We start from the raw sequence: 12,216 nt of genomic DNA on the forward strand, positions 1-12,216 counted from the left end.
GACAGGAGACAAGACATGCAAGATGCGACGGGTTCGACCTCTTCCAACCGCCGCGCGCTGATCGCCGCGCTGCTGGCCGCCTTCGCCACCACCGGCGTGGCCACCCCCGCCGCGGCGCAGGACTGGCCCGCACGCCCCATCCGCCTGGTGGTGGGCTACTCCGCCGGCGGCGGCGTGGACGCCATGGCGCGCCTGGTGGCGCCGCGCCTGGCCGAGAAGCTGGGCCAGCAGGTGGTGGTGGACAACCGCACCGGCGCGGCCGGGCTGATCGCGGGCGACACGGTGGCGCGGGCCGCGCCCGACGGCTACACGCTGATGCTGGGCGACAGCTCGCTGCTGATCGCCCAGTACCTGAAGCCGCAGATGAGCTTCGACCCGATCAAGTCTTTCACGCCGGTCGCCGGGCTGTTCACGCTGCCGCTGGTCATCGTGACGGGCAACGACTTCCCCGCGAAGACGCCGGCCGAGTTCGTGGCGCTGCTGAAGAAGAACCCCGGCCGCTATTCCTACGCCACCTCGGGCGTGGGCACGGTGCACCACCTGGGCTTCGAGATGCTCAAGGGCCAGACCGGCGCCTACGTGGTCCACATCCCCTACCGGGGCGCGGCGCAGATCGTGCCCGACGTGATGAGCGGCCAGGTGCCGATCGGCGTGGTGAGCGCGGCCTCCGCCATCGCCCAGGCGCGCGCGGGCAAGCTGCGCGCGCTGGCGGTGATGAACCCGGTGAAGCTGCAGGGTGGCGAGGACATCGCGCCGCTGTCGGACGCGCTGCCGGGCTTCTCGGCCGTGCCGCGCCTCTACATCCTGGCCCCGGCGGGCACGCCCGCGCCCATCGTGGAGCGGCTCAGCGATTCGCTGCGCCAGGTGATGGCCGCGCCCGACATCGCGCAGGTGGCGGCCCAGCAGGGCGCCGTGCCGGCCTACATGCCGGCGGGCCCGCTGGCGGCGGACGTGGTGCGCGAGTCCAACGAGTGGGGCAAGGTGATCCGCGAGCAGAAGATCTCGGGGCAGTGACACCGGCCGAGCCCGGGCCTCAGCGGCAGGGCGGGGGCTCGGGCAGCTCCTGGCAGCGCTGGAAGGCCTCGGGCTTGAGGCCGCCGCCCACCACCCGGTACGCGTCGAAGCAGGCCTGGCTGGCCGCGTAGCGGTGCCAGGCCACCTCGCAGGCCGGCGTGCCCGGCGGCAGCGGCGCGGCTGCCGGCACGGCGCTGGCGCGGTAGCGCTCGGGGATGTCCACCGCCTGCGTGTAGTGGGTGTAGCCGTCGCGGTCGACCCAGCGCCAGATCTCGGCTGCTGCGGCGCACAAGGGCGCCAGCGTGGCGGCCAGCACCAGGGCGGAGCGTGTGAATCGGCGCATGGACATCGGATCGCGCAGTATCCGTCCGGTTCCCCCGCCCGCGCCACTCTGAAAATGTTTCAAACCGCGCCGGCGCGCTTTCACGCGCGGCGGACGGGCCGGCTCGCTACCATCGCGGCCAGCCCGGATCGACACACACACAACGAGGAGACCTGTCCATGACCGTGATCACCAACATCGAAGACCTGCGCGTGCTGGCGCAAAAGCGCGTGCCGCGCATGTTCTACGAGTACGCCGACTCCGGCTCCTGGACCGAGGGCTCCTACCGCGCCAACGAAGCGGACTTCCAGAAGATCAAGCTGCGCCAGCGCGTGGCGGTGAACATGGAGAACCGCAGCACGCGCACCACGCTGGTCGGGGTGGACGCGGCCATGCCGCTGGCCATCGCGCCCACTGGCCTCACCGGCATGCAGCACGCCGATGGCGAGATCCTCGCGGCGCGCGCGGCCCGCAAGTTCGGCATCCCCTTCACGCTGTCCACCATGAGCATCTGCTCCATCGAGGACGTGGCGCAGCACGCGGGCGAAGCCTTCTGGTTCCAGCTCTACGTCATGAAGGACCGCGCCTTCATCGAGCGCCTGATCGACCGCGCCAAGGCCGCGAACTGCGGCGCCCTGGTGCTCACGCTGGACCTGCAGATCATCGGCCAGCGCCACAAGGACCTGAAGAACGGCCTGACCGCCCCGCCGCGCCTGACGCTGCCGAACATCCTGAACATCGCCAGCAAGCCGCGCTGGGCGCTGGGCATGCTGGGCACCAAGCGCCGCCAGTTCGGCAACATCGTGGGCCACGTGCAGGGCGTGAAGGACATGGCCAACCTGGGCGCCTGGACCTCGCAGCAGTTCGATCCCTCGCTCAACTGGGGCGACGTGGAGTGGATCAAGAAGCGCTGGGGCGGCAAGCTCATCCTCAAGGGCATCCAGGACGTGGAGGACGCGCGCCTGGCCGTGCAGACCGGCGCCGACGCGCTGATCGTGAGCAACCACGGCGGGCGCCAGCTCGACGGTGCCCAGAGCAGCATCGAGGCGCTGCCTGCGATCGTGTCCGAGGTGGGCTCGCAAATCGAGGTGCACATGGACGGCGGCGTGCGCAGCGGGCAGGACGTGCTCAAGGCCCGCGCCCTGGGCGCACGCGGCTGCTACATCGGCCGCGCCATGCTGTACGGCCTGGGCGCCATGGGCGAGGAAGGCGTCAGCAAGGCGCTGGAGATCATCCACAAGGAACTCGACCTGACCATGGCCTTCTGCGGCCACACGCAGATCGAGAACGTGGACAAGTCCATCCTGCTGCCGGGCACCTATCCGACGGCTTGAGGCCCCCACGCCTGTCATGCATCGCGGTCTCAGCCCAACGCCGCGAACCATGATCTCCAGCCAGTTCATCAGCCGCATCACCCTGCGGCGCGACCAGGTCGAGTCCTTCGACCGCTACCCGTTCAACCTGCCGGCGGTTCGCACGCTGGAGCCGCTCGAGCCGCACCCCAAGGTGAGCTTCTTCATAGGGGAGAACGGTTCTGGCAAGTCCACACTGCTGGAGGCCATCGCGGTGGCGATGGGCTTCAACCCCGAAGGCGGCTCGAAGAACTTCCACTTCGGTACGCGCGCCTCGCACTCGGTGCTGCACGAGTACCTGCGCATTGCCAAGGGCGTGAAGCGCCCGCGCGATGGCTACTTTCTGCGCGCCGAGAGCTTCTTCAACGTGGCCACGGAGATCGAGCGGCTGGACGCGGAACCCACGATCGGCGCACGCGTCGGCCCGGCCTACGGAGAACGCGCGCTGCATGAGCAGTCGCACGGCGAGTCCTTCCTGGCGCTGCTGATGGAGCGCTTTCGCGGCGGCGGCCTGTACCTGCTGGACGAACCCGAGGCCGCGCTCTCACCGCAGCGCCAACTCGCCGCGCTCGCGCGCCTGCACGAGCTGGTGCGGGACGGTTCGCAGTTCATCATCGCCACGCACTCGCCCATCCTCATGGCGTACCCGGACGCCTGGATCTTCCAGTTCTCGCGCGGCGGCATCGAGCGCGTGGCCTATGAGGACACCGAGCACTACCAGGTGATGCGCAGCTTCATGGCCGACCCGCAGCGCATGCTGCACCAGTTGCTGGCGGGTTGATGCCCCGCCTCAGCGCAACTCGTACACGAAGGTGCTGACCACGCGCAGCCGCTTCTCGCGTGAGCTGCCGTCGTCGTAGTCGCTGCCGGCGGCACCGCTGATCTGGATCACGCCCTGGTTGGCGCTTTTCAGTGCGCCCAATTGCGCGCCGGCCTCGGCGGCGAACTTCTCGGCCTGCTCGCGCGCGTTGCGCGTGGCCTCGGCCAGCAGCGGGGCCTTCACGTCGTTGAAGCCGCGCAACTGGAACTGCGGGCCGCCCGAGCCCGGGCCTTCGCCGCCCAATTGAACACCGGCCTGGATCAGCGGGTCCACCGCCAGCGCCGCGGCCTGCACCTCGGCCACGCGCGGCGACTTCACGATCACCTGCCCCGTGCCGTTGAAGCGCAGCGGCTGGTTGCCCGACCCGTACTCGCGCGCGAACAGGTCCTGCACGCCCAGCGGCCGCACCTCGATCTCCTCGTCCTTGAAGCCGCGCTGCTTGAGGAAACCCACCACCGCGTCGCGGTCGCCCGCGAGCGCCTTCTGCACCGCGTCGAAGGCGTTGCCGCCGCGGCGAAACCCCAGGGTCCAGACGGCGAAATCGCTCTCCACGTTTTTTTCGGCCAGGCCCTTGACGGTGACGCTGCGGTCGGCGAGGCGAAAGCGCTCCAGCCCATGGCTGACGGCCAGGCCGGCGACGGCGACACCGGCACCGACCAGCGCGGCCGCGAGCAATCGGGTGAGGGGGTGGGTCATGAGAGCCTCCTGCGTGATGACGACATACCCGGGCATGGTAAGCGGGCTACGATTCGCGCGTGAACGCCCAGCGCCGCATCGCCCACCTCGACATGGACGCCTTTTTCGCGTCCGTCGAACTGCTGCGCTACCCCCAGCTCAAGGGCCTGCCCATGGTCATCGGCGGCGGGCGCCGACGCGAGGTGGCCATGTTCGAGCGCCTGCGCGAGGCCTTCCCGGACACCGACTGGGGCCCGCAGACGCTGGACCGCATCCCGGTGGACTTCTTCCCGCGCCTGAGCGAGTACGTGGGCCGCGGGGTGGCCACCACCGCCACCTACGCGGCGCGCCAGTTCGGCGTGGGCTCGGCCATGGGGCTCATGAAGGCCGCCAGACTGTGCCCGCAGGCCATCCTGCTGCCGGTGGACTTCGACGAGGTCAAGCGCCTGTCGCGCACCTTCAAGCGGGTGATCATGGAGATCGCGCCAGTGATGCAGGACCGCGGCGTGGACGAGGTCTACATCGACTTCACCGAGGTCCCCGGTGGCCAGCGCGAGGGCGGGCGCGTGCTCGCGCGCTTGATCCAGAAAAGCATCTTCGACGCCACGGGCCTCACCTGCTCCATCGGGGTGGCGCCCAACAAGCTGCTGGCCAAGATGGCCAGCGAGTTCAACAAGCCCAACGGCATCAGCATCGTGATGCCCGAGGACCTGCAGCGCCTGATCTGGCCCCTGCCCTGCCGCAAGGTCAACGGCGTCGGGCCCAAGTCCGATGCGAAGCTGCAGTCTCACGGCATCCACACCATCGGCGACCTGGCCGCGCACGAACCCGAGTGGCTGGTGGCGAACTTCGGCAAGAGCTACGGCGCCTGGCTGCACGAGGTGGCCTGGGGCCGGGACGACCGCCCCGTGGTGACCGAGAGCGAGCCCGTGGGCATGAGCCGCGAGACCACCTTCGAGCGCGACCTGCACGCCGTGCACGACCGCGCGGAGCTGGGCGCCATCCTCACCGAGCTGTGCGAGCAGGTGGCCAACGACCTGCAGCGCAAGGGCTACCTGGCGCACACCATCGGCATCAAGCTCACCTACGTGGGCTTCACCAAGGTCACGCGCGACCTGACGCTGGACGAACCCACGGCCGACGCCGCCACCATCCGCCGCGCGGCGGGCCAGTGCCTGAAGCGCGTGGACCTGACGCGGCGCTTCCGGCTGCTGGGCGTGCGCTCGTCCAAGCTCGTCAAAACGGGCGCAGACGAGGCCGGCGCGAGCGACCCGAACGACCGCCCTCCCAGGTCACGAGACAAGGCGCATCGCGATGAGCACACCGACCGGCTGTTCCCTGAACTGGACTGAGGGGAGTGCACGGCCGTCCGGTGAACCGGGCTGAGGGGCCCTCAGAACTGGTGCCGGATGCCGACTTGCGTGCCCGACGATGCGCAGCACGGCACGGGGTTGTTGAACCCCAGCGCCGCGTGCGCCCCGTTGCGCACCCGGGTGTGGTGCGCGTACAGCGAGGTGCGGTGGGACAGGGTGTGGCTGCCCTGCAGGGTAAAGAGGGTGGCGTCGTCGTGGCGCGCGCCGAGGCCGCCCACGTCGCGCGCCCTGGCCACGCCCACGGATACCGTGTTCGCGCCGAAGCGGCGGGCGCCCGCCAGGCCATAGACCTTCATCTTGCCGCGGCCCTTGTCCTCGACATCGACATAGGCCGTGAGCTTGATCGCATCGAAGGCGTATGAACCGGCCAGCAGGACGGCATGTACGCGCTGATCGCCCGCCAGCGCGCCGTCCGCGTCGGCCACGCGCTGCAGGCCCAGGCCCAGCGTGAGCGCACCGCTCGTGTACAGCGCGTGGGCGCTGGCCTGCCGCTGCAAGCCCGGGCTGGCGTCGGTGCGCGCGCGCTCGGCGCCCAGGCTGTGCTGCCACTGAAAGCTCAGACCGTTGAAGGAGGGTGACAGATAGGTCATGGCGTTGTCGGCGCGCTTGAACTCGCCATTGCCGATGACGGGCACCACGCTGAGCACGTCGTAGGGCTTGGTGCCCACGATGTTGGCGATGTCGTCCATGGCCGTGTACTGGCGGCCCAGGCGCACGGTGCCCCAGGCGCCGCCCAGGCCGACGAAGGACTGGCGGCCGAAGGCGCGCCCGCCCTGGTTGAAGCCGCCTGCGTCCAGGTCGATGCCGCCTTCGATCAGGAACTGCGCGTTCAGGCCCCCGCCCAGGTCTTCGACGCCTCGCATGCCCAGGCGTGAATCGGACTGCTGGCCCGAGGCCAGGCGGGTGGTGGTGGCGGCGCCCCGGACGCGCTCGAGGGCCGCATCGGCCACGCCATAGAGCATGACGTAGCTTTGCGCCTGGACGGCGCCGACGGTGGACAGACAGGCCAGGGTCAGAAGGTGTTTTTTCATGGGGAATCAAAGAATGAATGGTGGGTTGATCACGTCCTCGGGCGCGCCACCGTATGCGCGTCCCGGGAATGGATGACTCGGCCATTCGTCCATCGCCGATGGAGGCCCGCTCTGCGGGTATTGGTGTCCGTCTTCTGCCGCGACGGCAGTAGCGCCGGGGGCTCGCACGCCACAGCCGGGCACCCGGCCGCACCCGTCAAACCGGGGACAGACGCCCGCGGCCCGCCCGACCAGAATGCCCGGCATCCCCCGCCCCGAGACAAGGCCCACCCCCATGAACCATCCGACCTGCTTTTCCCTGAGCTGGACCGACCCGGAGGTGGCGCACCTCGCGCTGAACCGGCCCGAAGCGCTCAACACCATGGGGCCCGCCTTCTGGCGCGAGCTGGATGCGCTGCTGCAGGAGATCAACGCCGAGGGCCGCGCCCGCGCCCTGGTCATCAGCAGCACCGGCAAGCACTTCAGCGCCGGCATGGCGCTGGAGACCTTCGGTGGCGCCATCACCATGGACGACCAGAGCCCGGAGGGCCGCGCCGCCATCTTCGACCTGCTGTCGCAGATGCAGGCCACCTTCACGCGGCTGGAAACGCTGCGCATGCCGGTGGTCTTTGCCATCCAGGGTGGCTGCGTGGGCGGCGCGGTCGATCTGGTCACCGCCGGATGCATCCGCTACGCCAGCGCCGACGCCTTCTTCTGCATCCAGGAGATCAACATCGGCATGGCGGCCGACGTGGGCACGCTGCAGCGCCTGCCCAAGCTCATCCCCTTGGGCGTGGTGAAGGAGCTGGCCTACACCGGGCGGCGCCTGCCGGCCGCGCGCGCCCAGGCGCTGGGCCTGGTGAACGAGGTGTTCGACAGCCACGCCGCCACCGTGGAGGCCGCGCTGCAGTGCGCGCGCGAGATCGCCGCCAAGCCACCGGTGGCCATCTGGGGCAGCAAGCAGGCCCTGAACTACGCGCGCGACCACTCGGTGGACGACAGCCTGCGCCAGATGGGCTGGCTGCAGGGCGCGATCTGGAGCAACGCCCACGTGCGCGAAGCCATCGTGTCGGCCAAGGAGCGGCGCGCGGGCCGGTTCACGCCCCTGACGCCGCTGAAGTCCTTCCTCGACGCCGAGTGAACGTCCCACCCCACCCGACATGCTGACCCTGCTGAACCCGCGCCACGCCGAACACATCGGCCGTCACGAGATGTTCCGCGGCCGCCTGGTGGACAGCCACGAGAGCCCCGCGCGCGTGGAGCACGTGCTCGCGGAACTGCGCCGCCGCCCGCTGGGCGAGTTGCGTGAACCGGCCGTGGGCGACAACGAGCTGATGTCCGCGCTGCGGGCCGTGCACGAGCCGCGCTACCTCGACTTCCTGGCCAGCGCCTGGGACGACTGGGTGGCGCTGGACCCGGCCAACGCCGGCATCGACGCCCTGCCCTCGGTCTGGCCGCTGCCCAACCGGCACGGCTTCCGCCAGGACGGCTGGCCGCAGAACATCGCCGCGCGCCTGGGCCAGTTCGCCTTCGACTCGGGCACGCCGCTCACCGCCGGCAGCTGGGTGGCCGCGCGCGCCGGTGCCGCCTGCGCCCTGGGCGCCGCGCGGGCGGTGCTCGGCGGCGAGCGATGCGCCTTCGCGCTCACGCGCCCGCCGGGCCACCACGCGGGGCCGGGCTTCTACGGCGGCTACTGCTTCCTCAACAACGCGGCCATCGCGGCGCAGGCCTTGCGCGACGGCGGCCCCGCGCGCGTCGCCATGCTCGACGTGGACTACCACCACGGCAACGGCACCCAGACCATCTTCTACGAACGCGCCGATGTGCTCACGCTCTCGCTCCACGGCGACCCGCGCACCGAGTACCCCTTCTTCCTGGGCCACGCCGACGAGCGCGGCGCCGGCGCCGGGGAAGGCTTCAACCGCAATTGGCCCCTGCCGCGCGGCACGGCCCTGGCGCCCTGGCGCAGCGCGCTCGACGAGGCCCTGCAGGCGGTGTCGGACGTCGGCGCCACCGCCCTGGTCGTGCCCCTGGGCCTGGACACCTTCGAAGGCGACCCGATCTCGGGTTTCCAGCTGCGCTCGGCCGACTACGCGGGCATCGGCGCGGCGCTGGCCTCGCTGAAGCTGCCCACGGTCTTCACCTTCGAGGGCGGCTACGCGGTGGCCGAGGTCGGCACCAACGCCGTGAACCTGCTCGAAGGCTTCGAGCGCGCGGCCTGAGCGCGGCCGCGCGAGAAAAAGCACCCTGCGACGATCCACCGTTCGCAGGGCAAAAGGGGTGGGCACCGATCAAGCGGCGCCCGGGTGGCCCTGCGAGCGCCTTCGATCAGCCCGCCTTGTAGAAGATGTAGTCCGCGCGGTACTGCACGATCTGCTTCGCGCCCACGTTGCCGGCGCCGCAGGCCGTGGCCGGTGCCACCCCGCCGACGGTGGCCACGCGCTGGATGTAGGTCACGCCCTGCATGGCGCCCATGCCCATGGCCGGGTTGGCCTTGACGAGCTGCAGCGGGATGTTGCCGCTGCCGCCGGGGGCCACCGCCAGTTGGGTGCCGGTGATCTTCGAGCCGTCCATGGCTTCCCAGGTGGCGGGCGGGCCGTAGTACTTGCCCACCTGTTTGCCCCCGCGGTCCATGAGCCGGGCGTCCGGGCCGGCGAAGACCCATTCGAACTGGCCTGCCATGCCTTGCCTGGCGCGGCATTCATAGGTGATGTCGCCCGCGCCGACGGTCTCCAGCGCCACGCGGTGCCCCGCGGGCACCTTCACGGCATCGGGCAGGCTGGCCTGCGAGTACATGCCCATCGGCTTGGCGCCCATCGAGGAAGCGCAGGCCGTCATCGCGAGAACGGCCGAAACGGCCAGGGTGGTCTTGAGGATCATGGAAATGCTCCGGTCAAAGGTTGAAGGACGGAAAAGCCGGGTGGGTGCATGGCCCACCCGTGTAGGAATGGGTGTCAGGCACCGAAGGACAGCGCGTTCGCCGGCAAGGGGCGGCCCAGCGCGGCGGTGAGCACGGTGAAATGCATGGCCTCGTCGGCCGCCAGGCGAGAAGCCACCTGCGCCAGCTCGCGGTCGCCCAGCGCGGGAATCACGCTGATGTAGGCATTGGTCGCGCCCAGCTCCAGGCGCGTGGCCAGCGACAGCACGTCGGCCTGGTTCTTGAGCGTGTCGGCCTTGAGGTCCTTGGCGTACTCGTCGGGCTTCTTCTCCGCCACGGGTTGGCCACCGAGCTTGCGGATGGTGGCGGCCAGGGCGTCGCGGTGCGACTTGTGGTGGCCCTGGAACTGCACCGCCACGTCCAGCACGGGCTTCTTCAGCAGGCCGCTGCCGGCGCCGAGCTGGTAGGCGTTGATGGCCTCGTGCTCGAGACCGAGCGCGATGTTGAGGATGTCGACGTCCTTGGCGACGTCGCCTTTCATGCCCTGGGCCAGCGCGGGCCGCCCCGCCAGCAGCGCGAGGCCGACGGCCGACAGGGTGGCGCCGGAGCGCAGAAAGGCGCGGCGTTGATCGTGGGAGGTGCTCATGGTCTTGTCTCTCGTGAGGGTTGTTGGGGAGGAGGAGAGCGACGGCCGTCGAAGCGGATACGCGTGCCACCCCGGCGGCGGATTCAAGGAACCCGACTGTTTTGCTCGGTTGTGCGGATCCGCACGGTGGCGCTGAATCCACAGGGCGCAGGCCGGCGTAGTGATGAAAGACAAGACCCCCCACAATGCGCGGCATGAGCGCCGACCGGCCGCCCGAAGGCGCTCGCATCGCAGCGCATTGCGCGGAGGACTCATTGCCCGCTGACCCAGACCACCTCCTCATGGACCTCATCGACCGCATCGCCCGGCGCGACGAAGCCGCGCTGAAGGCGCTCTACGACCTGACCGCGCGCAAGCTGTACGGGCTGTCGCTGCGCGTGGTCGGATCGGCCGAGCGGGCCGAGGACGTGCTGCAGGAGAGTTACCTGCAGGTGTGGCGCAACGCGGGCGAGTACCGCGCCTCGCTCTCCCCGCCCATGGCCTGGCTGGGCCTCATCGTGCGCAGCCGCTCGCTGGACAACCTGCGCCGCCGCGCGGCCGAGCGTGAGCACCTCACGCAAGACCTCGACGACACCCTGTCCGACACGCTGGAAGGCGACGCGCCGAACCCCATGGACACCAGCCTGGCCAGCCAGCAGGCCTGGGCCCTGCACCAGTGCCTGGGCCAGCTCGACAACCGGCAACGCGAAGTCATCAGCCTGGCCTACCTGCGCGACCTGAGCCACGGTGAACTGGCCGAGCGCCTGACGCTGCCCCTGGGCACGGTGAAGACCTGGATACGCCGCGGCCTGGACAAACTGCGCGACTGCATGGCGCGGTTCGCCTGAGGCCACGACCATGCAACCGCAACGCCACCCTGAACTGCTGCAGCGACTGGCTGCCGCGTACGCGCTTGGCACCTTGCGCGGCGGCGCGCGCCGGCGGTTCGAAACCATTGCGCGTGAGCAGCCCGTGGTGCGCGCGGCAGCCATCGAATGGCAGACGCGCGTGGCCAGCCTGAACGAACTGCAGACCAGCGCCGAGCCGGGGCCTCAGGTGTGGACGCGCATCCAGAACCTGGTGCGCGCCGAGGGGGAACGGGCGGCCATCGAACAGCAGCGCGAACGCGCGCAGGCGGCGCCACCGCGCGGCTGGTGGCACAGCCTGGCGCTGTGGCGTGGCGCGGGTCTGGCCGGCCTGTGCGCGGTGGTGGCGGCGCTGGTGCTGCTGCCCGGCCTGCGGGGCGAACTCGATCAGCGTCGCGCCGAAGTGGCCGAGCTGCAACGCCAGTTGCTGGCCACGCCCGAGGTGCGCTACGTGGCCGTGCTCAACGACGATCAGGCCCGGCCGGCGGTGCTGGTCACCTACGACGCGAAGCACAACCGGCTGAGCCTGCAGCGCGTCGGCGGCTACCAGGAGGCGGCCGACCGATCGCTGCAGTTGTGGGCCCTGCCCCCGGGCGCGGCGCCGCGTTCGCTGGGCGTGCTCACGCCCGAGCGGCTGCTGCAACTGGCCGCCAGCGAAAACGCGGTGCGCGAGGTGCCGGCGCTGGCGATCAGCCTGGAGCCGTTGGGCGGTGTGCCCAGCGAGCGCGGGCCGACGGGGCCGGTGCTGTTCCACGGGCCGCTGATCCAGAAGCAGATCTGAAGCGGCCAAAGAAAAAGCCGGCGCGGGCGCCGGCTTTCTTCAGGGAGCGGTCAGGGCTCAGTAGCGCGGACCGTTGCTGCGGTAGCCACCGCCGCCGCCCTCTTTCGGGCGCGACACGTTGACGACGATCTGGCGGCCGTCGACCGACTGGCCGTTGAGGCCGTTGATGGCGGCTTGCGCCTCGGCCTCGGAGCCCATTTCGACGAAGCCGAAGCCCTTGGAGCGGCCGCTGTCGCGGTCGGTCATGACCTTGGCGGAGGCCACGTTGCCGTATTCGGAGAAGTTGTGACGAAGCGCGTCGTCGTTGACGGAGTAGGGCAGGTTGCCCACGTACAGTTTGCTGCTCATGACTGAGCCTTTCAGAGAAGCGGGCTGGCCTGCAATGGCACAAGCGCCGCGAGAGAGGGTGGTTGCCACGTGGAAGTGGGCCACCTGAGAAGACCGCCAACCCGCGAGGGACCGAACGGTCAGTGATCGGCCACGCGAGGGTGGCGAAGGGC

The 12,216-nt window shown here is 70.3% G+C and carries 14 protein-coding genes; 8 read left to right on the plus strand and 6 right to left on the minus strand.

The genetic code is table 11. From position 1 onward, the window contains the following. Window positions 1-15: 15 nt before the first annotated feature. The gene (locus tag GTO19_RS05400) at window positions 16-1,014 is read left to right on the plus strand and encodes a tripartite tricarboxylate transporter substrate binding protein (RefSeq protein WP_291022535.1); all 999 of its coding nucleotides are present in this window, start codon (window positions 16-18) and stop codon (window positions 1,012-1,014) included. A gap of 19 nt (window positions 1,015-1,033) precedes the next feature. Here GTO19_RS05400 and GTO19_RS05405 read toward each other — a convergent pair whose 3' ends face one another. Further along, window positions 1,034-1,357, minus strand: coding sequence for a DUF4124 domain-containing protein (locus tag GTO19_RS05405; protein ID WP_291022537.1), 324 nt, complete (start codon window positions 1,355-1,357; stop codon window positions 1,034-1,036). A 158-nt stretch (window positions 1,358-1,515) separates the two neighbouring features. Here GTO19_RS05405 and GTO19_RS05410 point away from each other — a divergent pair, with 158 nt between their 5' ends. Together GTO19_RS05410 and GTO19_RS05415 are read left to right on the plus strand one after the other, a co-directional pair. After that, window positions 1,516-2,670: an alpha-hydroxy acid oxidase gene (locus GTO19_RS05410; RefSeq protein WP_291022538.1), complete on the plus strand. Its 1,155-nt coding sequence runs from the start codon at window positions 1,516-1,518 to the stop codon at window positions 2,668-2,670. A 49-nt stretch (window positions 2,671-2,719) separates the two neighbouring features. Then, window positions 2,720-3,469: an AAA family ATPase gene (locus tag GTO19_RS05415; RefSeq protein ID WP_291022540.1), complete on the plus strand. Its 750-nt coding sequence runs from the start codon at window positions 2,720-2,722 to the stop codon at window positions 3,467-3,469. Window positions 3,470-3,478: 9 nt separating this feature from the next. Here the strand turns inward: GTO19_RS05415 and GTO19_RS05420 are convergent, their stop codons facing one another. Continuing rightward, window positions 3,479-4,204 carry an SIMPL domain-containing protein gene (locus tag GTO19_RS05420; protein WP_291022542.1) on the minus strand — a complete coding sequence of 242 codons (726 nt, stop codon included), beginning with the start codon at window positions 4,202-4,204 and terminating at the stop codon, window positions 3,479-3,481. A 92-nt stretch (window positions 4,205-4,296) separates the two neighbouring features. Here GTO19_RS05420 and GTO19_RS05425 point away from each other — a divergent pair, with 92 nt between their 5' ends. Then, on the plus strand, window positions 4,297-5,535 hold the full coding sequence (locus GTO19_RS05425; protein WP_291022656.1) for a DNA polymerase IV: 1,239 nt from the start codon (window positions 4,297-4,299) through the stop codon (window positions 5,533-5,535). A gap of 41 nt (window positions 5,536-5,576) precedes the next feature. On the opposite strand, the gene GTO19_RS05430 is transcribed toward GTO19_RS05425, so the two are convergent. Beyond that, a complete protein-coding gene (locus GTO19_RS05430; protein ID WP_291022545.1) occupies window positions 5,577-6,587 on the minus strand; it encodes a porin in 1,011 nt (336 codons plus the stop codon). A gap of 274 nt (window positions 6,588-6,861) precedes the next feature. On the opposite strand from GTO19_RS05430, the gene GTO19_RS05435 reads away from it, so the two are divergent. Both GTO19_RS05435 and GTO19_RS05440 read left to right on the plus strand, forming a co-directional pair. Next, window positions 6,862-7,707 carry an enoyl-CoA hydratase-related protein gene (locus tag GTO19_RS05435; protein WP_291022547.1) on the plus strand — a complete coding sequence of 282 codons (846 nt, stop codon included), beginning with the start codon at window positions 6,862-6,864 and terminating at the stop codon, window positions 7,705-7,707. Between the two features lie 19 nt (window positions 7,708-7,726). After that, window positions 7,727-8,788 (plus strand): histone deacetylase family protein, encoded by a 1,062-nt coding sequence (locus GTO19_RS05440; RefSeq protein ID WP_291022550.1) that lies wholly within the window; start codon window positions 7,727-7,729, stop codon window positions 8,786-8,788. A gap of 106 nt (window positions 8,789-8,894) precedes the next feature. Here the strand turns inward: GTO19_RS05440 and GTO19_RS05445 are convergent, their stop codons facing one another. Both GTO19_RS05445 and GTO19_RS05450 read right to left on the minus strand, forming a co-directional pair. Then, window positions 8,895-9,446, minus strand: a complete 552-nt coding sequence (locus GTO19_RS05445; protein WP_291022551.1) for a DUF3455 domain-containing protein — start codon at window positions 9,444-9,446, stop codon at window positions 8,895-8,897. Between the two features lie 74 nt (window positions 9,447-9,520). Next, window positions 9,521-10,090 carry a ferritin-like domain-containing protein gene (locus tag GTO19_RS05450; protein ID WP_291022554.1) on the minus strand — a complete coding sequence of 190 codons (570 nt, stop codon included), beginning with the start codon at window positions 10,088-10,090 and terminating at the stop codon, window positions 9,521-9,523. A gap of 281 nt (window positions 10,091-10,371) precedes the next feature. Between GTO19_RS05450 and GTO19_RS05455 the strand changes: the two genes are divergently transcribed. Both GTO19_RS05455 and GTO19_RS05460 read left to right on the plus strand, forming a co-directional pair. Further along, complete coding sequence (locus tag GTO19_RS05455) at window positions 10,372-10,917, plus strand: sigma-70 family RNA polymerase sigma factor (protein WP_291022557.1); 546 nt, start codon at window positions 10,372-10,374, stop codon at window positions 10,915-10,917. A 10-nt stretch (window positions 10,918-10,927) separates the two neighbouring features. After that, window positions 10,928-11,716 (plus strand): anti-sigma factor, encoded by a 789-nt coding sequence (locus GTO19_RS05460; RefSeq protein ID WP_291022559.1) that lies wholly within the window; start codon window positions 10,928-10,930, stop codon window positions 11,714-11,716. 57 nt (window positions 11,717-11,773) lie between these two features. On the opposite strand, the gene GTO19_RS05465 is transcribed toward GTO19_RS05460, so the two are convergent. Continuing rightward, a complete protein-coding gene (locus tag GTO19_RS05465) occupies window positions 11,774-12,148 on the minus strand; it encodes an RNA-binding protein (protein WP_363302973.1) in 375 nt (124 codons plus the stop codon). Window positions 12,149-12,216: the final 68 nt, after the last annotated feature.

The organism is Hydrogenophaga sp. (genome assembly GCF_011772445.1).
Taxonomy (GTDB): domain Bacteria; phylum Pseudomonadota; class Gammaproteobacteria; order Burkholderiales; family Burkholderiaceae_C; genus Hydrogenophaga.